19 protein-coding genes are annotated in these 22,144 nt (G+C 70.1%); 7 read left to right on the top strand and 12 right to left on the bottom strand.

All coding sequences use genetic code 11. From position 1 onward, the window contains the following. Positions 1-43: 43 nt before the first annotated feature. Positions 44-733, bottom strand: coding sequence for a helix-turn-helix transcriptional regulator (locus CDO81_RS21925; RefSeq protein WP_088485378.1), 690 nt, complete (start codon positions 731-733; stop codon positions 44-46). 81 nt (positions 734-814) lie between these two features. Between CDO81_RS21925 and CDO81_RS21920 the strand changes: the two genes are divergently transcribed. Next, the gene (locus CDO81_RS21920) at positions 815-1,024 is read left to right on the top strand and encodes a hypothetical protein (protein WP_088485377.1); all 210 of its coding nucleotides are present in this window, start codon (positions 815-817) and stop codon (positions 1,022-1,024) included. Here CDO81_RS21920 and CDO81_RS21915 read toward each other — a convergent pair. Continuing rightward, positions 970-1,365, bottom strand: coding sequence for a VOC family protein (locus CDO81_RS21915; protein WP_088485376.1), 396 nt, complete (start codon positions 1,363-1,365; stop codon positions 970-972). The two genes, CDO81_RS21920 and CDO81_RS21915, sit on opposite strands and share 55 nt — an antisense overlap. Before the next feature lie 83 nt (positions 1,366-1,448). Further along, positions 1,449-2,915 carry a glycerol kinase GlpK gene (gene glpK, locus CDO81_RS21910; RefSeq protein WP_088485375.1) on the bottom strand — a complete coding sequence of 489 codons (1,467 nt, stop codon included), beginning with the start codon at positions 2,913-2,915 and terminating at the stop codon, positions 1,449-1,451. 27 nt (positions 2,916-2,942) lie between these two features. On the opposite strand from glpK, the gene glpD reads away from it, so the two are divergent. Together glpD and CDO81_RS21900 are read left to right on the top strand one after the other, a co-directional pair. Then, positions 2,943-4,421: a glycerol-3-phosphate dehydrogenase gene (glpD, locus tag CDO81_RS21905; protein ID WP_088485374.1), complete on the top strand. Its 1,479-nt coding sequence runs from the start codon at positions 2,943-2,945 to the stop codon at positions 4,419-4,421. A gap of 94 nt (positions 4,422-4,515) precedes the next feature. After that, on the top strand, positions 4,516-5,481 hold the full coding sequence (locus CDO81_RS21900; RefSeq protein ID WP_088485456.1) for a DMT family transporter: 966 nt from the start codon (positions 4,516-4,518) through the stop codon (positions 5,479-5,481). Here CDO81_RS21900 and CDO81_RS21895 read toward each other — a convergent pair. Both CDO81_RS21895 and CDO81_RS21890 read right to left on the bottom strand, forming a co-directional pair. Continuing rightward, complete coding sequence (locus tag CDO81_RS21895; protein WP_088485373.1) at positions 5,468-6,226, bottom strand: metallophosphoesterase; 759 nt, start codon at positions 6,224-6,226, stop codon at positions 5,468-5,470. The two genes, CDO81_RS21900 and CDO81_RS21895, sit on opposite strands and share 14 nt — an antisense overlap. 186 nt (positions 6,227-6,412) lie before the next feature. After that, positions 6,413-7,174 carry a YecA/YgfB family protein gene (locus tag CDO81_RS21890; RefSeq protein ID WP_088485455.1) on the bottom strand — a complete coding sequence of 254 codons (762 nt, stop codon included), beginning with the start codon at positions 7,172-7,174 and terminating at the stop codon, positions 6,413-6,415. Positions 7,175-7,383: 209 nt separating this feature from the next. Here CDO81_RS21890 and CDO81_RS21885 point away from each other — a divergent pair, with 209 nt between their 5' ends. The 4 genes from CDO81_RS21885 (at position 7,384) to CDO81_RS21870 (ending at position 13,998) form a co-directional block, all read left to right on the top strand. Continuing rightward, the gene (locus CDO81_RS21885) at positions 7,384-9,903 is read left to right on the top strand and encodes a TonB-dependent receptor (RefSeq protein WP_088485372.1); all 2,520 of its coding nucleotides are present in this window, start codon (positions 7,384-7,386) and stop codon (positions 9,901-9,903) included. A 649-nt stretch (positions 9,904-10,552) separates the two neighbouring features. Continuing rightward, positions 10,553-11,791 (top strand): MFS transporter, encoded by a 1,239-nt coding sequence (locus CDO81_RS21880; protein ID WP_088485371.1) that lies wholly within the window; start codon positions 10,553-10,555, stop codon positions 11,789-11,791. Next, positions 11,784-13,289: an alpha,alpha-trehalase TreF gene (gene treF, locus CDO81_RS21875; RefSeq protein ID WP_088485370.1), complete on the top strand. Its 1,506-nt coding sequence runs from the start codon at positions 11,784-11,786 to the stop codon at positions 13,287-13,289. The genes CDO81_RS21880 and treF overlap by 8 nt, the downstream gene beginning before the upstream one ends. Before the next feature lie 13 nt (positions 13,290-13,302). Next, entirely contained in the window at positions 13,303-13,998 is a 696-nt protein-coding gene (locus tag CDO81_RS21870) for a CAAX prenyl protease-related protein (protein ID WP_088485369.1), read from the top strand. Between the two features lie 22 nt (positions 13,999-14,020). Here CDO81_RS21870 and CDO81_RS21865 read toward each other — a convergent pair whose 3' ends face one another. The 7 genes from CDO81_RS21865 to CDO81_RS21835 all read right to left on the bottom strand — a co-directional run bounded on the left by CDO81_RS21865 (position 14,021) and on the right by CDO81_RS21835 (position 22,103). Continuing rightward, positions 14,021-15,691, bottom strand: coding sequence for a long-chain-fatty-acid--CoA ligase (locus tag CDO81_RS21865; protein ID WP_088485368.1), 1,671 nt, complete (start codon positions 15,689-15,691; stop codon positions 14,021-14,023). A 16-nt stretch (positions 15,692-15,707) separates the two neighbouring features. Then, positions 15,708-16,565, bottom strand: a complete 858-nt coding sequence (locus tag CDO81_RS21860; protein ID WP_088485367.1) for a DMT family transporter — start codon at positions 16,563-16,565, stop codon at positions 15,708-15,710. A gap of 39 nt (positions 16,566-16,604) precedes the next feature. Continuing rightward, positions 16,605-16,862, bottom strand: a complete 258-nt coding sequence (locus CDO81_RS21855; RefSeq protein ID WP_241517093.1) for a cysteine-rich CWC family protein — start codon at positions 16,860-16,862, stop codon at positions 16,605-16,607. Beyond that, the gene (locus CDO81_RS21850) at positions 16,859-17,272 is read right to left on the bottom strand and encodes a DUF1801 domain-containing protein (RefSeq protein ID WP_088485365.1); all 414 of its coding nucleotides are present in this window, start codon (positions 17,270-17,272) and stop codon (positions 16,859-16,861) included. The genes CDO81_RS21855 and CDO81_RS21850 overlap by 4 nt, the downstream gene beginning before the upstream one ends. Before the next feature lie 6 nt (positions 17,273-17,278). Next, positions 17,279-19,951: a DUF3857 domain-containing protein gene (locus CDO81_RS21845; protein ID WP_088485364.1), complete on the bottom strand. Its 2,673-nt coding sequence runs from the start codon at positions 19,949-19,951 to the stop codon at positions 17,279-17,281. 40 nt (positions 19,952-19,991) lie between these two features. Then, positions 19,992-20,693, bottom strand: coding sequence for a hypothetical protein (locus CDO81_RS21840; RefSeq protein ID WP_088485363.1), 702 nt, complete (start codon positions 20,691-20,693; stop codon positions 19,992-19,994). 99 nt (positions 20,694-20,792) lie between these two features. Next, on the bottom strand, positions 20,793-22,103 hold the full coding sequence (locus tag CDO81_RS21835) for a DUF4397 domain-containing protein (RefSeq protein WP_088485362.1): 1,311 nt from the start codon (positions 22,101-22,103) through the stop codon (positions 20,793-20,795). Positions 22,104-22,144 lie beyond the last annotated feature (41 nt).

Here is a 22,144-nt window from a genome sequence, read left to right as displayed (position 1 = left end):
GCACCGCAGCGGTTCGGCTGGCCGGGGCCCAACTCGCCCTAGCTCATGAACACCCTTCAGCGTCCCGCTGACGGTTCATGTCGGCCAGGGTCTTGCCGGGTTCATCGCGGAAGGTCTCGTCCAGCACCTGCAGCGTCTCCACGCGGTCGACGCGGAAGCTGCGGAAGTCCTGGCGCAGTTCGCACCAGGCGGCCAGCGTCCAGACCGGGCCCCAGAACAGGCACGCCAGCGGCCGCACCACGCGCTCGCTGCGCACGCCGCCGAGGTCCAGATAGCCCACCTGCAGCTTGCGCCGCGCCTCGGTGGCCTCGCGCATGGCGGTGAGGTGGGCGCTGGTGGCCGGGTCCAGCGCCGGCAGGGGTGCGTAGAGGGCCAGGCTCTCGGCCGCGGCCCGCGCGTCCAGCGGCAGCACGGCGAGGATCTTGGACAACGCGTTCTCGGCCTGGCGGGCGAGTGCGGCGTCCAGCCGCGATTCCGAGATGCGCACCGTGGCCACCAGGGCCTGGGCTTCCTGCTTGCTGAACATCAGCGGCGGCAGGTCGAAGCCCGCCCGCATGCGGTAGCCCACGCCCGCCTCGCCCTCGATGGGCACGCCCTGCTGGGCGAGCGCGGCGATGTCGCGGTAGACGGTGCGCATCGACACCTCCAGCCGCTGGGCCAGGTAGTCGGCCGTGGTGAGGCGCCGGCCGCGGATGAGCTGGACGATCTGGAAAAGTCGGTCGGCACGTCGCATAACGATTCATTGTGGGCCATGCGCTTCAGGCACGCCCCTTGCAAAAGACATGGGTCAACGACAACGACGTCGAGCACCACCATGGCCATCTACGCCTCCTTCCAGGCCCGCGCGACCCGCGGCGCCGAACTGGCCACGCTGGGCGCCATCAGCGCCCCGCTGCCCTCCCTGGCCCAGGACCAGCTGTTCATCGCGCGCGCCGCGACGGGGCGCAGTCGCCCCGCCAAGGGGCGTGCTCAGCCCATGGCCGTGCAGAGCTCCACCAGCGTGCCGTCCGGGCAACGCACATAAGCGACGGTCTGCCCCCAGGGCTTGGTCAGGGGGGCCGCCAGCGGGCGCGCGCCGGCGGCCACGGCCCGTTCGTAGGCGGCCGGCACATCGGCCACCGTGAAGCCGATTTCCATGCCCAGCGGCTGGGGGCTCGCGTCCGCCGCGACGTAGTCGTGCTCCACGCTGTCACGGGCGGTGGCGTGGTCGACGAAGGCCAGCGTCGTGCCGCCGGCCCCGGTGTCTACCTCACCGTAGGCGCCGCTCTCGTGCAGGAAGCGGGTCGGCAGGCCGAAAGCGCGCTCGAAGAAGGCCAGCGAGGCGGCCACGTCTGTCACGTAGACGAGGGTGTAGGCGAATTTCATGCGGGCTCCCGGTGGGTTTCAAGGCGCGCATGGTGCACCGCCCCGCCTGCCAGGGCGTGTCAGCAGAACGGACGCCGCAGCGCCTACTCGGCCAGCACCTGCCGCACCGCACGGTCCCAGGCCGCCAGCCGCGCGCCCGCCTCGTCACGTGACATGCGCGGCTCGAAGGCGCGGTCGAGCTGCCACAGGGCCCCGATGGCCTGCGTGGAGGCGAACAGTCCCGTGCCGAGCCCGGCCAGCAACGCGGCGCCCAAGGCGGTGGTCTCGATGACGCGCGGCCGCAGCACCGGGATGCCGAGCAGGTCGGCCTGGAACTGCATCAGCAGGTCATTGGCACAGGCGCCACCGTCCACGCGCAGCTCCATCAGGCGCCCGGCCGGGCCGACATCGGCATTCATCGCGGACAGCACGGCCGCACTCTGAAAGGCGATGCTCTCCAACGCCGCACGCGCGATGTGCGCCTGGGTGGTGCCGCGGGTCAGGCCCAGCAGCGCGCCGCGCGCATCCGGCCGCCAGTAGGGCGCGCCCAGGCCGGCAAACGCCGGCACGAACATCAGCCCGCCGGCATCGGGCACGCTCTCCGCCAGGGCCTGCACCTCGCCGCTGCCGCCGATGGCGCGCAGGCCGTCACGCAGCCACTGCACCACCGCGCCGCCCACGAAGACGCTGCCCTCCAGCGCGAATTGCGCCTCGGCCCCGACCTGCGCAGCCCGGGTGGTCAGCAGCCCCTGGGTGGAGGCATGCGGCTTCGCGCCGGTATGCATCAGCAGGAAGCAGCCCGTGCCGTAGGTGTTCTTGGCCTGGCCGGGCGCGAGCGCCGCCTGGCCGAACAGCGCCGCCTGCTGGTCTCCCGCGATGCCGGCGATGGGGGCGCCGAACTCGGTGGCCTCGCCAAAGACGCCCGCCGATGGCCGCACCTCGGGCATCAGCGCCCGTGGGATGTCGAAGGCCGCCAGCAGCTCGTCGCTCCAGTCGCTTCGGTGGATGTCGAACAGCAGGGTGCGCGACGCATTGCTGACGTCGGTGGCATGCACGCGGCCACCGGTCAGCTGCCACAGCAGCCAGCTGTCCACGGTGCCGAAGGCCAGCTCCCCGCGTGCGGCGCGCTCACGTGCGCCGGGCACGTGGTCCAGCAGCCAGCGCAGCTTGGTGGCCGAGAAGTAGGGGTCGATGACCAGCCCCGTCAGCGCCTGCACCCGGGGCTCCAGGCCCTGGCGCTTGAGGTCGTCACAGAAGGCGGCGGTGCGGCGGTCCTGCCAGACCAGGGCACGGTGCAGCGGCTGGCCGGTCTGGCGGTCCCACAGCACCACGGTCTCGCGCTGGTTGGTGATGCCGATGGCGGCCACTTTCACGCCGGCCTTCGCCACCGCCTCGCGGGCGCAGGCGAGCTGGTCGGCCCAGATCTGCTCGGCGTCGTGCTCCACCCAGCCGGGCTGCGGGAAGTGCTGCGTCAGCTCGCGCTGGGCCACGGCCAGCAGGCGGCCGGTGCGGTCGAACACCAGCGCGCGTGAGCTCGAAGTCCCCTGGTCGAGCGCGAGCAATGCATCCATGGCGGTGCTTCACTTAGAGTCGTTGACATGGACGATTTTGACGTCGTGGTGGTGGGGGGCGGCATCAATGGCACAGGCGTGGCGCGCGACCTTGCCGGGCGCGGCTGGCGCGTGCTGCTGGCCGAGGCGCACGACCTGGCGCTACACACCTCGTCGAGCTCCACCAAGCTCATCCACGGCGGCCTGCGCTACCTGGAGACCTACGAGTTCTCGCTGGTGGCCAAGGCCTTGCGCGAGCGCGAGGTGCTACTGCGCAGCGCGCCGCACATCATGTGGCCGCTGCGCTTCGTGCTGCCGCATGCGCCTCACCTGCGGCCGGCCTGGATGATCCGCCTGGGCCTGTTCCTGTACGACCACCTCGCCCGCCGCGAGCTGCTGCCAGGCTCCCACGGCCTGCGCCTGGCGGGCACGCCCTTCGGTGACGCACTCAAGCCCGAGTTCACGCGCGGCTTCGTCTACTCCGACGGCTGGGTGGACGACGCCCGCTGCGTGGTGCTCAACGCGATGGACGCCCGGGCACACGGCGCCGAGGTGCTGACCCGCTGTGCGGTGACCGCCGCGCGCCCCTCGCCCAACGGCTGGGCCCTGCAGCTGCAGGACGGGCGGCAGCTGCGCAGCCGGGCGCTCGTCAATGCGGCGGGCCCCTGGGCCGAGCGCTTCCTGCGCGACCAGGGCCTGCCGGTGCGCGGGCTGCGGCTGGTCAAGGGTAGCCACATCGTGGTGGCGCAGCGATTCGCGCACGACCATGCCTACATCTTCCAGAACCCCGACGGCCGCATCCTGTTCGCGATTCCCTACGAGGGTCGCTTCACGCTGATCGGCACCACGGATGTCGAGCTGCCCCATGACCAGTCGCCGCCCGACCGCGCCGAGATCAGCGCCGCCGAGACGGCTTACCTGTGCGAGCAGGCCAGCCGTTATCTCGCAGAGCCGGTGCAGCCCGCCGACGTGCTGTGGAGCTACGCCGGCGTGCGCCCGCTGCTTGACGAAGGCGGCAGCGCGTCGGCCGTGACGCGCGACTACCTGCTCGAAACCGCCCGGCCCGACGGCGCGCCGCTGCTCAACATCTGGGGCGGCAAGCTCACCACCTACCGCAAGCTCGCCGAAGACGGCGCCACGCAGGTTGGGCAGCTGCTGGGCGACACGCGCCGACCCTGGACGCAGCACGCCCACCTGCCCGGCGGCGACCTGGGTACGCACGGCGTGGACTTCGCTGGCTTCTGCGCCGCACTGCAGGCCCGGCATGCGGCACGGCCGCCCGCCCTGGTTGCTCGCCTGGCCCGTGCCTACGGCAGCCTGGCCGAGACGGTGCTGACGGCGGCACCGGGCGAGCAAGTCGCGCCGGGCCTGTTCGAGTCGGAGCTGCAGTATCTGGTCCACCAGGAATGGGCCTGCACGGCCGACGATGTGCTGTGGCGGCGCAGCAAGCTGGGGCTGCACTTCACGCCGGCTGAGCGCGAGGCGGTGGCGGGCTGGTTCGCTCGCGAGGTCGGCACGGCGGGCTGAAGCCGCTCGCACGCGACGTGAACGTGAGGGTGGCTGCATGCCTGGCGAAGCATGACGGCTTGCGGCGCCCCAAGCGCGAGGGATGATGCAGCCCATGTTGCTGGGTTTGCTGTTCGCCCTCGGGGCGGGACTGATGTGGGGGCTGGTGTTCGTGGCGCCCGTGATGCTGCCGGGCTATGCGCCGGCCTTGCTGACCGTGGGGCGCTACCTCGCCTTCGGCCTCATCGCGCTGCCGCTGGCGCTGCTGCTGGACCGGCGCGCGCTGAAGGAGCTCGCGCCGGCGGACTGGTGGGAGGCCGCGCAGCTGAGCCTGGTGGGCAACTTTGCGTACTACCTGTGCCTGTCGGCCGCCATCCAGCGAGCCGGCGCGCCGCTGCCGACGATGATCATCGGCACGCTGCCGGTGGTCATCGCCGTCTGCGCCAACCACCGCAACCGGGTGCGCGACGGCCATCTGCCCTGGGCGCGGCTGGCGCCGTCGCTGGCGTTGATCGCGGCGGGTCTCGCCTGCGTCAACCGCGACGAGCTGGCCGCGCTGCAGGCCCAGGCCGGTGACCCGCGCCGCTATGCCGAGGGCGCGCTGCTGGCCGTGGCCGCCGTGGCCTGCTGGACCTGGTACCCGATCAAGAACGCCGACTGGCTGCGCGCCCATGGGGACCGCAGTCCGCGCGCCTGGGCCACGGCGCAGGGGCTGGTGACGCTGCCGATGGCGCTGCTCGGCGCCCTGCTGCTCGCGGGCCTGCACCTGGCCGCGCCTGGCACGCTGATCCCGGCCGGCTACGCGGCGCCGCTGGGCGAGCGGCCCTGGGCCTACGTCGGGCTGATGGCGGCCATCGGCCTGTGCTCGTCATGGCTGGGCACGCTGTGCTGGAACGAAGCGAGCCAGCGGCTGCCGACCTCGCTGTCGGGCCAGCTCATCGTGTTCGAGACGCTCGCGGCGCTGGCCTATGCCTTTGCGTGGCATCAGCGGCTGCCGCCGCCCACCACGCTGGCCGGCGTGGGGCTGCTGGTGGCCGGCGTGGTCTGGGCGCTGCGGATCAAGCCCGTCAGAACACACTGACCAGGCGCGCCGCGTCAAAGCCATCGGCCTCGCCCTTGCGCACATGGCCGCGCGCATTGCTGACGATGCGGGTATCGCCCAGCCGGTAGTCGTGCCGGCAGTGCAGGTGGCCGTGCAGCCAGAGCTGCGCCAGCGGCAGCAGGTCTTCGTCGTTGTTGCAGAAGCTGGCGGTGCCGGGCTGGCGGCCATAGCGCGGGTCGGCGCTCTTCAGGCTGGGCGCGAAATGGGTGATGGCCACGGTGGCGTCCCAGTCGCCGGTGCGCGCGAGCTCGGCCGCCAGCCAGGTGCGGCTCTCGACCGCGAGCGCACGCACGGCGTCGACATCGAACGCCTCGCCGTGCCACGTGGACTGCATCACCTTCTGGAAGTAGCCCCCGGCGCGCATCGCCCGCTCGCGGCCCGACGGACCGAAGGCCTCAAAGTCGGTCCAGCGCGTGCAGCCCACGAAGCGCACCCGTCGGCCCTGCGCATCGGTCAGCACGACCGACTCGTCATCCAGCATGCGCAAACCCAACGCCTGCACATGCGCCCGCAGCGCCTCGCGCGCGTCGTCCACCTCCCGCCGGTCGAACTCATGGTTGCCCGGCACGAACAACACCGGCACCGGCCAGCCACGGAACAACTCGAAGCTGCGCCAGGTCGTGTCGATGTCACCCGCCAGCACCAGCACCTCCGCGCCCGGCGCCGGCTCGGGCACGAAGCTCTCGGTCTCCAGATGCAGGTCGGACAGCAGTTGTAGTTTCACAAGCTCACTCCCGGTCCGCGCACAGCGCCGGACCTCCTCCAGCAGCTGCCATGGAACCGGCTTTGCCGGGCCATCGGCAGCGCCCCCTTGAGGGCGCGCGCAAACGCGTAGGGGGTGGTCTCATCTGCACAAGATCCTCAACGCACCCAACCGTGCCAGCCCGCGCGCAGCGCGTAGGGGGTGGTCTCAATTACTACCGTGGCACTGCTTGTACTTGCGCCCCGAGCCGCACGGGCAGGGGTCGTTGCGACCAACCTTGGGCGTGTCGCGGCGGATGGTCTCGACGCGGTAGCGCTCGGCCTCGGTCAGGTCGGCCAGGTCGGCCACCGTCACGACGAGCTCCTCGATGGCGTCGTCCAGGTCCTTCAGCGGATGCTCGCGGTTGAGGGTCTCGACGACTTCCTTCTCCTCGGGCGTCTCGGCGGGCAGGTGTCGGTACAGGCGCGCGAGCGCGGCGGCGATGGCGTCGTCGGGCATGTCGGCCAGCTCGGGGAAGCACAGCGCCGCATGCTGGAAGCCGGCGACCCAGGGCATGAGCGCGCGGGAGATCGGGCCGAGCGCGTCGTAGCTGGCGCGCGCGGTGCGCTCTTCCTCGGTCGCGTCTTCGGGCAGGGGCTCGGGCGTCTCGTTCTCGTCGACATCGAGGATGACGGGATCGAACCAGCCGTCTTCCACCAACCCGCGGTTCAGCGCGGCGTGGCGGCGCTGGACCAGCTCGGTCAGCTTGTCGAGCCAGGCGGCATCGACCGTCTCGGGCAGCAGGCCGCCGTCGTAATCGAAGATGTTGGGCAGCCACTCATCGAGCTCGATGAGGCGGGGCTGCACGATGACGCCGCACAGGTAGCCGTCCAGCATGGAGGCGTCCAGCGGCTGCAGGGGCTCCGGCGTGGCGGCGAGGAGTTCGTCGAGTTCGGCGAACTCGGCGTCGGTCAGGTCTTGCGTGCTCATGCGCGGATTGTCGGGGGTGGGCACGATCATGGGTTCACGACGCGGTGGGGCGGGCCGGCGCGCACCGCAATCGATGTCATCGATGTCAACACATCACCACACTGGTATTTACCCAAATGACATCGATAACATTTGCGCTCAAAGTCCCGCTCATCGAAAGTGGCGACGGCCGCGCCGGCTTTCGGGACCCATAACAACGGAGACATCTCATGACCCATGCCCAGCCGCGCGCCGGCGTTCGTCGCCTGCGCCCCCAACTCATCGCCCTGGCCGCCGCCAGCCTGTGCGGCGCCGCCTTCGCGCAGGAGGCCGCCAAGCCGGCCGACAAGTCGCCCGAGATGAAGGAACTCGACGCCGTCGTCGTGACCGGCACCGCACGCCGCGAGGGCGTGCGCAAGCTGGAGGCCGGCTTCTCCATCACCACGGCCACCGAAGAACAGATCAAGCAGGCCGCGCCCACCAGCACCGCCGACATCCTGAAGACCGTGCCGGGCGTGTTCGTCGAGACCTCGGGCGGCCAGGCCGGCGCCAACATTCGCGTGCGCGGCTTCCCGACCCCGGGCGACGGCCCCTACTCGACCTTCCAGCTCAACGGCGCACCGCTCTACCACCTGCCCACGCTCTCCTTCTTCGAGCACTCGCAGCTCTTCCGCCTGGACGACACCATCGAGCGCATGGAGGTGCTGCGCGGCGGCCCGAGCCCGGTGTTCGGCAGCGGCCAGCCTGGCGTGACCGTCAACTTCATCCAGAAGGACGGCCGCAACCCCGAGGCCAGCCTGCGCCTGACCACCGGCACCGGCAACCTCAAGCGCCTGGACGGCGTCTATGCGGGCCGCTTGAGTGACCAGTGGAACGTGATGGTCGGCGGCTTCTGGCGCCGCAGCGACGGCGTGCGCGACACCCAGTTCCCGGCCGACGACGGCGGCCAGGCCAGCGTGGTGCTCAGCCGCAAGCTCGACGCCGGCAGCCTGCAGCTCTATGCCCGCGCGCTGCATGACCGCAATGCCTTCTTCACCGCCATCCCGGTGGTGGGCGGGGCCGACGGCAAGAGCGTGTCGAGCTACCCCGGCTTCAATGCCAGCAAGGACTACTTCTACGGCAACGAGCTGCGCAACATCGTGCTCGAGACCGGCCGCGCCACGGGCCGGCTGCTTCCCAATGGCAAGCCCGAAATCCAGCGCACCACCGTCACCAAGGACCTCGCCGACGGCCGCGGCGCCGATGTGCAAACCTACGGCGCCAACCTCGACACCAAGGTGGGCGACTGGACGCTGACCAACAAGCTCAGCCACACCACGGGCGACGTGCCGACCTACGCCCTCTTCTCCGGCGCCAACCCGCAGACCCTGTCCAGCTACATCACCCAGCAGGTCACGGCCGCCAATGGCGACGCGGCAGTCGTCGCCGCTGCCGGCAAGGTGGCCACCACCGGCACGGCCACCTTCGCCAACGGCGGCGGTGCAGTGACCGGCAGCACGCCGGTCATCGTCAACGGCATGTGGGTGGTGGACAAGGCGCTGCGCTCCACCAGCAACGAGACACGGCTGTCCCGCGAGATCGCCCCGGGCAACAACCTGACGCTGGGCCTGTACCTGGCCGGCTACAGCTCGCACGACGTCTGGACGCTGGGCCAGGCGCAGTTGATGACGGTGCAGTCGCACGCCCGCCTCATCGACGTGCAACTCGACAACGGCGTGCGCGCCTCGCGCAACGGCTACGTCACGCCGCCCTTCTCCTTCAACCTCGACGCGAGCTACAGCGGCAACACACACGCCTTCTTCGTGGCCGACGAGTGGCAGCTGAGCAAGGAACTGCGCGTGGACCTCGGCGCCCGCCGCGAGACGCAGCGCATCACCGGCACCATCGCCAACGTCAGCAATGGCGACCTCGACGCTGACCCCACCACGCTCTACAACAACAACCTGGCCTACTTCAACGGCACCAACACGCTGATCGACAGCAAGCTCAGCCGCACGTCCTTCACCGGCGGCGCGAATTACGCCTTCAGCCGCGAGTTCAGCGCCTTCGTGCGCATGAACAAGGGCCACCGCCTGCCCGACTTCGACGTGCTGCGCGGCCGCGGCGCCAACGAGAGCCGCGACTCGGTGGAAGACATCACCCAGTTCGAGATCGGCCTGAAGACCGCGACCAAGCTCTACAGCGCCTTCCTGACGGCCTACCAGAACCGCCTCACCAACTCCCAGACCCAGCAGTTCACCAACGCTGGCAACGTGGTGCTGCGCCCGAACAGCCGCGCGACCGGCCTGGAGTTCGAGCTGGCGCTGCGGCCGGGCGACTGGCTCAAGGGCTTCGAGCTCACCGCGACCGGCAACTTCCAGGACGCCAAGTACCGCGACTTCCAGCAATACACCGGCAACCGCGTGGAGCGCGCGCCGAAGTTCCAGGCCCGCCTCACGCCGAGCTGGCAGACGCAGACGGGTTACGGCCAGCTGCGCACCTTCGCGACGTTCAGCCATGTCGGCGAGCGGTTTGCCGACCAGACCAACACTCTGAAGCTGCCGGCCTACCGCACGATCGACGCGGGCGCGGTGTTCGCGATGGACAACGGGCTGGAGCTGCGGCTCACCGGCACCAACCTGACCAACAAGATCGGACTGACGGAGGGGAACTTCCGGGTGCCGGGGCAGGGGGTGGGGCAGGATGGGGTGTTCTTGGCAAGGCCGTTGTTTGGGCGCGCTTATGAACTGTCGGTTGGGTTCCAGTTCTGAGCCCCGGCGCGGGGTGGCCGTTGTCGGGGGGTGATGCGTTGATTGCCTTTGCGCAGAGCCTTTGCCACTCGACGCACCGTGCCGGGAATTCGCCCCGGCGGGCGAGTAATTTTTCTCTGCTGCGCCAGAGAAAAGTCACCAAAAGAGAGGCGCTGAACCGCAAGTCGCCTCTGGCCGGCCACCGACATCGCGCGAAAACAGCCGCTCGTGTCCTTAGCCGAGGCGAGCCGCTGCGCTCTCGTTGCTGTCCCTGTCCGGAGACCGAGTCATCCACCGCTTGTGCGGTCAACGTCGGCTGCACGCCGAACTCACGAGTTGAAGTCAAGCGCCGTCGACGGCGCGTCGTGGCGCTTGGTGCATTCACTGGTGAGCCCGGCGTGCAGCCGGCGTTGAACGTGGTGAAGGTGCGGGTGCTGCCGCTCGTGCAAGGTGGGAGGCGAGAGCGGAGCGGGTCGCTTCTGAGCAATGGGCGAGCGGCTGTTTTCGCGCGTGAGCTTCACGCCTCAGCCCGCTGGTGTGCGGTTCAGCGCCTCTTCTTTGGTGACTTTCTTCTGGCGCGACAGAAGAAAGTTACTCGCCCGCCGGGGCGAACTCCCGGCACGGTGCACCGAGTCGAAAGGCTCGTGGCCACAGCAACCAACAAAGTCACATGACCGCGGCCAAACATCCCGTAGGCACCTTGCCCATCAAGGCCGCCATCACCCTCACCTACATGCTCTTCGGCGCCCTGCTCAACAGCGTCGGCGCCGTGAACCTGCTGGTGGTCGAGACCCTCGGCGTCCCTCGCGAACAAGCCGCGCTGCTCGACGCCTGGAAAGACCTGCCGATCGCGATCACGTCCTTCCTCGTGGCCTCCCTGCTGCCCCGCCTCGGCCTGAAGCGATCCATGCTGCTCGCGCTGGCCGCCATCGGTGCCGCCTGCCTGGCCATGCCATCGCTGCAGGCCTTCTGGGCCATCAAGCTGCTGTTCGCGACCGTCGGCGCCGGGTTTGCGCTGGTGAAGGTGAGCGCCTATTCCATGATCGGCCTCGTCACGCACGACCGCGCGGGCCATGCGCGCTTCACGAACCTGCTCGAAGGCCTGTTCATGGTCGGCGTGCTGGGCGGCTTCCTGCTGTTCAGCCAGGCGTCGCACAGCCCCGGCACGGGCTGGCTGGGCGTCTACCCGTCGCTCGCCGGCCTCGCCGCGGCCGCCTTCGTGCTGTTGCTGCTGAGCCCACTGGACGAAGGGCCGATCCAGTCGCCCGGCACGACGCTGCGTGAAGACCTGCTCGCGATGGCGCCACTGCTGCGACTCGGCCTTGTGGTGGTGTTCCTGCTGTCGGCCTTCCTGTACGTGCTCATCGAGCAGGGTCTGTCCACCTGGCTGCCCAGCTTCAACCAGCAGGTGCTGCACCTGCCCACCGCGATGAGCGTGGGCCTCGCGGTCATCATGCCGGCCACCACGGCGCTCGGCCGGCTGGCGAGCGCGGCGGTGATCGGCCGGCTGGGCTGGTTCGCGGTGGTGATGACCTGCCTGGTGGGCATTGCCGGGCTCATCCTGGCCACGCTGCCTCTCACGCGTGGCCTCGCGCCGCTGCCGGCGGGCGCCGGCTGGCTCAATGCGCCGCCCGCGGCCTACCTGCTGCCGCTGACGGGCCTGCTGCTGGCACCCATCTACCCCGCCATCAACTCGGCCATGCTGAGTGCGCTGCCGCAGCGCCAGCACGCCGCCATGACGGGGCTGATCGTCGTGTTCTCGGCGCTCGGCGGCACGCTGGGCAGCTTCATCACCGGCCGCCTGTTCGCGGCCTTCGACGGCGCGACCGCCTTCGGCCTGCTTCTCATTCCTACTGCCGCGCTTGCCGTGGCCCTGACCCGCCTGCGCGCCCGGCTGAGCCATGCCTGACCCGACCCCCTACGAGCTTTACGGCGACCTCTTCGTGGCCGTGCAGATGGGCCGCCTGTGCGATGACGGCAAGACCTTCGTCGACGCCCGCCCGCGCGGCGAACCGGCCGCCATCCGCGCGCGCTATGAGGCCGAGCGGGGCGAGCCCGGCTTTTCCCTGGCCGACTTTCTGCACGCCCATTTCACGCTGCCGGGCCATGGCGACACCCCGCCAGGGCCGCGCGTCGGCATCCGCGAGCACATCCGCGCCCTGTGGCCGCTGCTGGTGCGCGAACACCGCACGGCGCTGCCTGGCGACAGCCTGCTGCCACTGCCCGAGCCCTACCTCGTGCCGGGCGGTCGCTTTCGCGAGCTTTACTACTGGGACAGCTACTTCACGATGCAGGGCCTGCTCATCGACGGCCGGCGCGACCTGGCCGAGGCGCTGCTCGCCAACTTCGCTCACTTGCTGGGCACCTACGGCTTCATCCCGAATGCCACGCGCAGCTACATGCTGAGCCGCTCGCAGCCGCCGTTGTTCTACAAGATGGTGGCGCTGCTGCACGCCGATGACCCGGCCGCAGGCTTCGCGCGGCATCTGCCAGCGCTGCGCATCGAGCACGCTTTCTGGATGGCGGGCGAGGACCGCGTCGGCCCGGGCGAAGCCCACCGCCGCGTGCTGCGCCTGGCCGACGGCGCGCTGCTGAACCGCTACTGGGACGAGCGCTGCACACCGCGCGAGGAGAGCTGGCGCGAAGACGTGCTCACATCGCAGGCGGCCCATGGCCGCGTGCCGACCGAGGTCTGGCGTGACCTGCGGGCCGGCGCCGAGAGCGGCTGGGACTTCTCCGGCCGCTGGTGTGCCGACCCCACCGACATGGCCACCATCGAGACCACGGCCATCGCCCCCGTCGACCTCAATGCGCTGCTGGCCGGTCTGGAGGGCGCCATCGCGCAGGGCGCCGCGCGCCAGGGCGACGCGACGCTCGCACGCGACTTCAAGCAGCGGGCCGACACACGCCGCGCCCTGCTGCACACCCGCTTCTGGCGCGGCGACGCCGGCCATTTCGCCGACCTGCACTGGCGCCATCCCGAACGGCCCCGGCCGCTGACGGCGGCCGCCCTCGTGCCGCTGTACCTGGGCCTGGCCCGCCCCGAGCAGGCCCATGCCCTGGCCGCTCAGGTGCAGCAACATCTGCTCGGCCCCAATGGCCTGTTGACCACGCCGCTGCACACCGGCCAGCAATGGGATGCCCCCAACGGTTGGGCCCCGCTGCAGTGGATGGGTGCGCAAGGCCTGGCACGCTACGGCCACACGGCGCTGGCGCGCGACATCGCCGAGCGCTGGTGTGCCAGCGTGCACCGCGTCTACCTGGACACCGGCCGGCTGCTGGAGAAGTACGACGTGACACAGGACCGCCCCGGCGGTGGCGGCGAGTACGAGACGCAGGATGGCTTTGGCTGGACCAACGGCGTCTACGTGGCATTCCGGGAGGGCCTGCTGGCGGCTTGCGGCTAAGCTGCCGAGCGCCATGCCCGCCAACACCCCCGCCACCCCGCCCGCCTTCAGCCCCGCGGCCCTCGCGCGCTGCGTTCCGTTCGTGGTCTTCATGGCCCTGCTGGCCCTGCGCGGCTATCTGCCGCCGGGCCTCGGGCTGGATGCACGCTGGATCTACGGCGCGCAGGCCGTCATCGTCGCCGGCCTGCTGGCCTGGTACTGGCGCGACTATGGCGAACTGGTGCGGCAGACCCTGCCCGACGCCCGTGAAGCCGGCTGGGCAGCGGCGGTGGGCATCGCGGTGTTCGCGATCTGGGTGCAGCTGGATGCACCGTGGATGCAGCTCGGCTCGGCCACCGCGCCTTTCGTGCCGCTGGATGCCGACGGACACCTGATCTGGCCGTTGGTGCTGCTGCGCCTGGCGGGCGCGGCCCTGGTGGTGCCGGTGATGGAAGAGCTCTTCTGGCGCAGCTTCCTGATGCGCTGGGTGCAGCACCCCGGCTTCGAGCGCGTGGACCCGCAGACCGTGGGCCTCAAGGCCATCGTCGTGTCGACCTTCATCTTCACGCTGGCCCACACCCTGTGGCTGGCCGCGGTGATCGCCGGCCTGGCCTATGCGTGGCTCTACCGCCGCACCGGCAAGCTCTGGACGGCCGTCATCGCGCACATGGTGACCAACGCGCTGCTGGGCGTGTGGGTCATCGCGACGGGGCGCTGGGAGTTCTGGTGAACGCCGCCCGGCGCTCACGCATTCAACCGTTGGCCTTCTCGCGCTCCTGCAGCGCGCGCCACATCACCTTGCCAGCGCCGCTCTTGGGCAGCGTGTCGACGAACTCCACCAGCGCCGGCACCTTGTAGGCGGCCATGTGGGCGCGGCACCAATCGCGCAGCTCGGCTTCGGTCAGGCCCTCGTGGCCGATGCGGCGCACCACCACGGCCTTGACGGTCTCGCCGCGGTAGGCATCGGGCGCGGAGATGATGCAAGCCTCCGCAATGCCCGGGTGGGCGTGCATGAGGTTCTCGACCTCGCTGGGCCAGACCTTGAAGCCGCTCGCATTGATCATGCGCTTCAGGCGGTCGGTCATGAAGAAATAGCCGTCGGCATCCACGTAGCCGATGTCGCCGCTGCGGAAGAACCGCTTGCCCTCGAACTCGACGAAGGCCGCGGCCGTGGCGTCAGGCCGGCCCCAATAACCGTCGAACACCATGGGGCCGTGGATGATGATCTCGCCGCTCTCGCCCACGGGCAGCTCGCGCAGGGTGTCGGGGTCGACCACGCGCGCATCGCAGCTCAGGTAGGGCACGCCCAGGCATTGCTGCTTGGGCGCGTCGTACGGGTTGCTGTGGCTGGGGGCGGCGGTCTCGGTGAGGCCGTAGCCCTCCATGTAGCGCAGGCCGAAGCGGCTCCACAGGCGCTCGGCAATCGCCTGCGGCATGGCGGCGCCACCGCCGCCGATGGAGACCATGCTGCTGAGGTCGAAGCTCTCGACCTCGGGGCTGGCCAGCAGGTCGATGACCATGGTGGGGATGTTGGTCCAGCGGGTCACGCGGTGGGTGGCAATCAGGCGCGCGGCGTACTCGCGCTGCCAACGCGGCATCAGCACCAGGGCCGCGCCGCAGGCCAGCGTGCCGTGCAGCACCACGACCATGCCGGTGATGTGGAACATGGGCACCACGCCGAGCACCACGTCCTCGTGGCTGGCATTGCTCCAGAAGCCGCCCGCCCAGACGTTGTGCTGCAGGCTGCGATGCTTGTGCATGCAGCCCTTGGGGTGGCCGGTGGTGCCGCTGGTGTAGGGCAGCAACGCCAGGTCGTCAGCGCCCACGTCCACGGTGGGCGGCGGCGTGGTGCAGGCCATGGCCTCGACCCAGGGCGTGGCGCCGGCAGGCAGGGCGAGGTCGGCGTTGAGCCAGTCGGCCCAGCCGGCGGGCAGGCCGGCGCCGTCGGTGCGACCGCCGGGCAGCACTTCGGCCAGGCGCGTGATGAGCAGGCGGCCTGCGGCCATGCCCGCCGACAACCATTCGGCGCTGAGGTCGACGCTGGTGACGGCGAAGACGGCGCCGCTGTCGTCAATGAGGTGCTTGATCTCCGCCGCCCGGCACATCGGGTTCACCGGCACCACCACCACGCCCAGGCTCAGCAGGGCGTAGTGCGAGATGACGAGCTGCGGGCAGTTCTGCAGGTCCACCAGCACGCGGTCGCCCTTGCGGATGCCACGCTGCGCGAACCAGCCCGCCAAACGCTGCACCTGAGCGGCAAGCTCGGCATAGGTGATGGTGTGGCCCAGGAAGATGAGGGCCGCCCGGTGCGGGAAGCGGCGCGCGTTGACGACGAGGTTGTCATGCAGCCCGGTGGCCGGCGGCTCGATGGCGTGCGGCACGCGGGCGGGCCAGAACTTGTGGTGGGCGCGGGTCGTCGTCATCGGGGCTGTCTCCGGTCTACTTTCTCGCCACCACGAGATAGACGCCCAGCAGCGTCACGCCCATGCCGGCAATGGCTTGTGCCCCGAGTGTCTCGCCGAACAGCAGCCACGCCATCACCGAGGTGACAGAGGGCACCAGATACATCGTGCTGCTGACCGCCGTCACGCGGCCGTGGCGCAGCATGTAGAACATCAGGCTGATGCCGCCGGCCGTGAGCACGAACACGCTCCAGGCCATCGCGAAGATGACATCGGCGTTCCAGACGATGCGCATCGGCTCCAGCCACCAGGCCATGGGCAGCGTGACCGCCAGCGAGGCCGCAAACTGCACCACCTGGCCGGTGCGCAGGTCGAACTGCGGCACGAAGCGCTTCTGGTACAGCGTGCCGGCGGTGATGGCCAGCAGCGCCATCAGGCTGAGCAGCAGCGGCGGCCCATAGCTCGCGCCCAGGTTGAGCTTGTGCCAGATGACGAGCACCACGCCCGCCAGGCCCAGGGCCACGCCGCCCCACTGGCGCGGCGACACACGCTCGCCGATGAGGGGCGCAGCCGCGGCCACCAGCACTGGCTGCAGGTTGACGATGAGGGCCGCCGTGCCCGCCGGCAGGCCCTGGCGGATCGCGACCCACACGCCGCCCAGGTAGAGCGCCTGGATGCCCAGGCCCGACAGCGCCAGGTGCAGCATCGCCCGCGACGACGGCCACGGCGCGCGGGCCACCAGCGCCAGGGCCAGCATCAGCACGACCACACCGGCGTAGCGCCAGCTCAGGAAGGTCAGCGGGTCGGCGTAGGGCGCCGCGAGCTTGGCGGCGATGTAGCCGGTGGCCCAGATGAAGATGAACAGCGGCGGGGCGATGCGGTCGAGCAGGGGCATGCGGCCATCATGCAGCAGCGCCGCACCGGCGACCGTTCGTCAGCCGTGAGGGTCGGCCTGCGAGGGCGGCTTGGCAGGCGGCTCGGCGGGGGGCTCGCCCGCCACGCGTCGCGCATCGGCTTCGATGAGGGCACGCAGGCACGGCAGGCACAGACAGCCGCGGTAGCGCTCCGCCAATTGCACCCGCAGCCGCTCGGTCAGCCGGATGCCGAAGCAGGCACAGTGCCCGGCCTGGAAGCCGCACTCGAACCCGCCGCCGCAACGCGGGCAGTTCACATCGACCAGGCCGGCGCTCACGCGCGCTTGTGCCGCACGGCGGCGGCGCAAAGAGCCTCGAGCACCGCCAAGTCCACATCGGCCAGGCGCTTGAGGTAGACGCAGCCCTTGCCCTGGCGGTGCTTGCCCAGGCGCGCGAGCAGCGGCTCGCTCTCGGCCGCGAAGGCGCCAACATCCAGGTACAGGCTCAGGTCGCCCTTGCCACCGGCGCCGCTGGCGAATCCGATCTCGAAGGTATCGCCTTCACGGCCGCTGTCGTAGACGTAATGGTGCTGCCCGAAGCCCACCATGCGCCCCCACAGCCGCGGCGGATGCCCGCTCACGCGCTGCATCAGCGCCACCAGTGCCTCGCAGTCGCGGGCGCGGGCTTCGGGCTGGGCGGCCAGCAGGGCTCGGACGTCGGCGGCGGCGATCTGATCGGCGGCAGGCATGGGATGTCAGGCAGGCGGGACTGGCAGCGATTGTGCGTCCGCGGTGGGGCGGGCCTCGCGGCGCAGCACGAATGTCCGCTGCACGCGCTCGGCATGCAGGAAGTAGGCGATCCAGATGCCGCCGAAGACGCAGGTGCGCACCAGCGTGCCGGCCTCCTTGCTCGTCCAGGCCTGTGACATGGCTGGAATGACCTGCGCGGCCACGGCGTCCAGCACGACGCCTGTGATCGCGAGCGACATCCAGCCGATGTAGATCATCGGCATGTTGCTGCGGCGCTGGTAGGCCAGAAGCAGCAGCAGCGGAGCACCGGCCACCAGGGCCAGGTTGATGATGAACTCCACCATGAACACCGGGGCCAGCAGCGGGTGGTAGCCAGGGGTCGACGGCAGGGTGAGCGTGCTCCAGCGCTGCACGGTCATGGCCGGCAGCGATTCGACCAGCTGGGAGCCCGCCATCAACGGTGTCACCGCCAGCCCGAACAGCGGCAGCCAGAGCCAGCCGCCCAGCGGCCAGGGTGTGGCTTCGGGGCTGAGTTGCGGCGCGGGATGCGGGTCCCAACGATACAAACGCTGCATCAGCAACCCCAGGCCGCCGGCCGCTGCCAGTCCCACCAGAAGCGGCAGCCAGTGCGGCGAATCACCGCCGAGGCTGCCTGGCGCCTGAGCCGCGTCCTCTGGTGCGGCGGCCACTGCGGCCGCGCCGTCTGGGTGATAGAGGTTGTAGGCGACGGCAGACCGCGCCTTGTCGAGCTGGGCGACGTAGGCAGCCATGCCAGACGCCGGCACATGATCGGCACGGGTCTGGAAGCGGTCCGTCAGCACCACGGTGCTGCGGCTGCGCCAAACCTCCTCGCGCTTGAGCACGAAGGCCGGGTCTTCGATCACCACGTTGTCCGGCTTGACATCCCAGGCCTTGGGCAGCCGGTACTCGCTCACCAGCGTGAAGTCCACCGGGTGACGCAAGGCCAACGGTCCCTCGCGGTTCAGCGCCTTGGGCCGACGCAACCATTCGAGCAGGTCAGGCACCTCCAGGTCGCCCGTCCAGCGGCCGCGCTTCTCGTCGTGAACCCAGTAGGCCGGCATGCGGTAGTGCTCGACGAGTTCCACCACGTTGGCCTCGGCATCGTCACGGCTCGTGAAGGGCTGGTCGACGGCCAGGCCGGGGTAGCTCGCGGCATAGAAGTCGAGATACTGCTTCTGCAGATCCTGCTGCGCCTGCGTGGCCAAGGCCTGGCGCAGCTGCTCGGCGGCTTCGCCCTCGGCACGGGTGGTCACGGTGAGCGTGGCCGGCTTGTCGAAGCCTGCACTGGCGTCGAGTACGGCATGCAGCTCGCGTTTGAGGGTGCGCGCCTGCGCGCCAGCCATGGGCACAAGTTCGCGCGTGTCGGCACTGACCAGCAAAGCCCGGCCGAAGTCGGACTGCACCCATTGCGCCACGCCTTTGCCGCCTTGCGGCGCGCGTGTCGGGTCCAGCCACACGCGGCGCCCGCCCAGGTCGGCCTGCACCAGCACGTGGTTGAAGGCCCAAGGCGTGGGCAGCCGCTCCGCCGTGACGTGCCGCAGGCCGGTATGCACCAGTGCCGGCCTCGCGGGAATGCCCAGCCCACGCAGCAGAGCCAGGCTAAGCAAAGTCTTGTCTTTGCAGTCACCGAAGCGGCGGTCCAGCACGAGCTCGGGCCCGTGCGGTGCATGTGAGTTCACGCCCATCTCGATGCCGAGATAGCGCACCTCGCGCTGCACGAAGCGCAGCGCTGCCAGAAGGCGCTGTTCGGGATCGCTCGTCTGCGCAGCGATGCGGGCGACTTCACGGTCGACAGCAGGCATCGGTCCCTCGGGCAGGCGATAAAGCGGCAGCGCCCACCGCGACACGGCAGCCCAATCAGGAAACTCCCCCCACTCCGCCCACACATAGGGGTCGTACCAACCCGGACTGTTGTCGTCGACCATGCGTGCGGGCACGTCGCGCAGCCGCCAGCGGTGGTCCAGCTCGGCCCCCACCGGGGTGACGCTGGCGGCCTGCGCTCCGTTGTGCAGCTTCCAGTACAACGGCCGGCCCTGGGGCCACAACAGCCGCGCATGCCGCAGCGCCACCGGCACGCCCCAGTCGAAATCGAAGCTGCCGAAGCGGTACTCACCGAACACGGGGTTGCTGCCTTGTCGGCTGTAGACGGTCTCCACGACGTCACCGACGCGCACATCCTTGAGGGCCACATGGGCGGTGATCCGGCCGTCGTAGATGAGCGATTCCAGGCTGGATTCGCGCTGCAGCAGTTTCAGCGCACCTGGCGCCACGCGCGAGACCTCCCGCCCGTCGCGCCGCACAACGATGCGGTGCACCTGCAAGCTCTGGTAGCTCGGATCGAAGGTGATCTGCACGTTGGCGATGTCCTCCACGCCGCGCTCGTTGACCGCTCGTGTGGCCGTGTGCCGATAGTCGACCAGGGTCGAGCCCACGACCCGCACCTGCTGGTCGGCCAGCAGGTGGTGACGGCCGTCTGCCAGCCCCGACGCGGGGGGTTTTGCCTCCAGCGGCGCCTGCTGGGCATCCACCCAGGCAGGCACGGGCGCGAAGCTCATGCGCTTCTCGGGGGCCATGACGCCGGCCGCCCGCGCGCTCGTCATCAGGACGAGTGCTCCCAGCACGGCTGCTGCCGCGCTGACCTTCCAACTGCGCAGCATCGCGCCTCCCTTTTTTGTGCGCGCGGATTATGGTCAGGGCTCAGGCCAGCTGGCCTTGGGGGTCCTCCGGAGGCAGCAAAGGCGTGGCGCGGGCCAGGGCCATCCAGGTGGCGAAGTCGGGCTTGCAGGCGCGCCGCGGTGCCGGGCGGGCGAGTTCGAGATGCGTCTCGTGGCCGATGAACACGCCGTACTCGGGCGGGATCTCGTCGGGCTCGGCGATGCCGGCCTTGATGACGAACCAGCATTGGCCGCACAGCGCGCGGTAGGCCGCCGACTTGGCCGGGCGGCGCAGCTCGCCGAGCAGGTCGGCGCGGCTGACCTTGATCTCGTGGATGGCGGGTTCGAGGTAGTCCTCGACGGTGCTGTGGCGGATGGAATAGACGTCGGGCATGGCGTTGACCCAGACGGTCTTGCCGCCGTCATCGCCCTCGGCCGGGGGCAGGCCGGCGCGCAGGCTCAGGCCGCGCCAGGCGATGCGCCCGGCGCGCTGCATCTCGGTGGCCACGCGTTCCACCAGCTGCTCGTGCGCATCCCGCGCGGCGCGGTTGCGGTTCAGCGATGCGGCGATATGGGCGATGCCGGCATCGGTCAGGCGCAGCCGCTCGCGGCCATCGGCTTCCAGCAATCGCTCGACCCAGCCGGCCGCCAGCAGCTCGACCTCCACCAGGTCCTGGCAGGGCCAGCCGGCGCTGCGCCAGAGCTGGCGCAGGCGCTGCAGGTGAAGGCGGCTGGGGGTGCTCATGGCGTGATCTTCGCGCCCGGGGCGGGGCGGTGGCCACAAAAAAAGCCCCCGGGCCGGATGGCGCGGGGGCTCTTCAGAAGGCGGGCCTTCGTGGCGCGATCAGCGGTCCTTGCTGAACTTGCCCTTCGGGGCAGCCGGGTCGCCCATCACGAAGATGGTGTAGACGCCGTTGGCCGTCAGCGGGGTCAGGCCGGAGCTGGTGCCGGCAGACGGGTTGTACAGCGCGTCGGACTGCAGCGGCGAGTTGACGGTCACGACGGAGCCGGTGGACGAGCTGATGTTGGCCGGCGTGGAGCTGGTGCCGGGCAGCACGTTGTTGGCTTGCGACTGGTAGTCGACGTTCAGCGTGGCCACGGTGCCGGGGACCGACAGGCCGTTGATCAGGCGCATCTTCACGTTGCCGCTGACGGTGGGCAGGCGGTTGTCGTCGCTCAGCACCGACAGCTGCGGCGCCGAGGCGGTGCCCCAGATCAGCAGGGTGTAGTCACCACCGGCGGCGAAGGTCGGCGAGGTGATGTTCAGCGGGATGCTGTTGACGGTGATGTTCGTCGTGCTGGCACCGGCCGTGAAGCTGAAGTAGTTGCTGGTGTTGGGCGGCAGCGAGGCGGGCAGGATGTTGTTGCCGTTGACCGTGGTGGCCACGATCGGCGTGCCGGCCAGAGCGTTGACGGCGCGCACGCGGGTCAGCGTGTTGGGGTAGTTCTTGACCGCGCCCTTTTGCACCAGGTGCATGCCGTTCACGAGCACGCCACCGCTGGTGGAGGTCAGGATCAGCCAGTTGACGCTGGTGGAGTCGAAGGTGACGGCCGGGATGTCCAGGCGCAGGTCTTCGCCCTTCTTGGAGTAGCCCGTCACGCGGATGCGGAAGGTGCCCGAGTTGATCAGGTTGTAGCCGCTGCCGGCGCCGCCCGTCAGATTGGAGGTCAGGGGCGTGGCGGTATCCAGCGCATCGCCGGTGGCGGTGACGTAGATGTCCAGCGCGCCAGCGTCGGGCGCCAGGTTCAGCACAACCAGCTTGGCCTTGTTGGCATCAGCGGCGGCTTGCGACTCTTCCAGCAGCGAGGTGCGCACGGCACCGGCGAAGCCGTAGGAGACGTAGGTGTAGTTGGTGCCGCCAGCCAGCGTCGGCGTGGTGGCCGAGATGCTGGTGCCCACGCTGCTCTCGAGCACGCGGGTGGCGGTGTTGGCGGTGTCCACGCCGCCGTAGTCGCCCACGGTGGCGTAGGCGACCTTGCTGTTGATGGTCTTGTCGTTGACCGTCAGGTCCAGCTGCGCGTAGGACTGCGTTGCGTTGAGGAGGCGGACCTGCGCCGTGCTGCCGCTACCGCCGCCACCGCAGGCGGTCAGGAAGGCCGTGGCCGACAGGCTCAGCGTCAGGACCAGTCGGGTGGCCCAGGGGGTGAATCGCATCGAAAAGTCTCCGAAAAAACCAAACCGCCGGGCTGAATCCC

This window comes from Roseateles puraquae (genome assembly GCF_002205845.1).
Taxonomy (GTDB): domain Bacteria; phylum Pseudomonadota; class Gammaproteobacteria; order Burkholderiales; family Burkholderiaceae_C; genus Pelomonas; species Pelomonas puraquae.
Note: the sequence above shows the minus strand (reverse complement) of the source record. Positions and strands in the feature narration are given on the sequence as shown.

Coding starts and splice junctions, on each gene's coding strand:
- CDO81_RS21925 (WP_088485378.1), bottom strand. CDS start 733: ATGCGACGTGCCGACCGACTTTTCCAGATCGTCCAGCTCATCCGCGGC.
- CDO81_RS21920 (WP_088485377.1), top strand. CDS start 815: ATGGCCATCTACGCCTCCTTCCAGGCCCGCGCGACCCGCGGCGCCGAA.
- CDO81_RS21915 (WP_088485376.1), bottom strand. CDS start 1,365: ATGAAATTCGCCTACACCCTCGTCTACGTGACAGACGTGGCCGCCTCG.
- glpK (WP_088485375.1), bottom strand. CDS start 2,915: ATGGATGCATTGCTCGCGCTCGACCAGGGGACTTCGAGCTCACGCGCG.
- glpD (WP_088485374.1), top strand. CDS start 2,943: ATGGACGATTTTGACGTCGTGGTGGTGGGGGGCGGCATCAATGGCACA.
- CDO81_RS21900 (WP_088485456.1), top strand. CDS start 4,516: ATGTTGCTGGGTTTGCTGTTCGCCCTCGGGGCGGGACTGATGTGGGGG.
- CDO81_RS21890 (WP_088485455.1), bottom strand. CDS start 7,174: ATGAGCACGCAAGACCTGACCGACGCCGAGTTCGCCGAACTCGACGAA.
- CDO81_RS21885 (WP_088485372.1), top strand. CDS start 7,384: ATGACCCATGCCCAGCCGCGCGCCGGCGTTCGTCGCCTGCGCCCCCAA.
- CDO81_RS21880 (WP_088485371.1), top strand. CDS start 10,553: ATGACCGCGGCCAAACATCCCGTAGGCACCTTGCCCATCAAGGCCGCC.
- treF (WP_088485370.1), top strand. CDS start 11,784: ATGCCTGACCCGACCCCCTACGAGCTTTACGGCGACCTCTTCGTGGCC.
- CDO81_RS21870 (WP_088485369.1), top strand. CDS start 13,303: ATGCCCGCCAACACCCCCGCCACCCCGCCCGCCTTCAGCCCCGCGGCC.
- CDO81_RS21865 (WP_088485368.1), bottom strand. CDS start 15,691: ATGACGACGACCCGCGCCCACCACAAGTTCTGGCCCGCCCGCGTGCCG.
- CDO81_RS21860 (WP_088485367.1), bottom strand. CDS start 16,565: ATGCCCCTGCTCGACCGCATCGCCCCGCCGCTGTTCATCTTCATCTGG.
- CDO81_RS21850 (WP_088485365.1), bottom strand. CDS start 17,272: ATGCCTGCCGCCGATCAGATCGCCGCCGCCGACGTCCGAGCCCTGCTG.
- CDO81_RS21845 (WP_088485364.1), bottom strand. CDS start 19,951: ATGCTGCGCAGTTGGAAGGTCAGCGCGGCAGCAGCCGTGCTGGGAGCA.
- CDO81_RS21840 (WP_088485363.1), bottom strand. CDS start 20,693: ATGAGCACCCCCAGCCGCCTTCACCTGCAGCGCCTGCGCCAGCTCTGG.
- CDO81_RS21835 (WP_088485362.1), bottom strand. CDS start 22,103: ATGCGATTCACCCCCTGGGCCACCCGACTGGTCCTGACGCTGAGCCTG.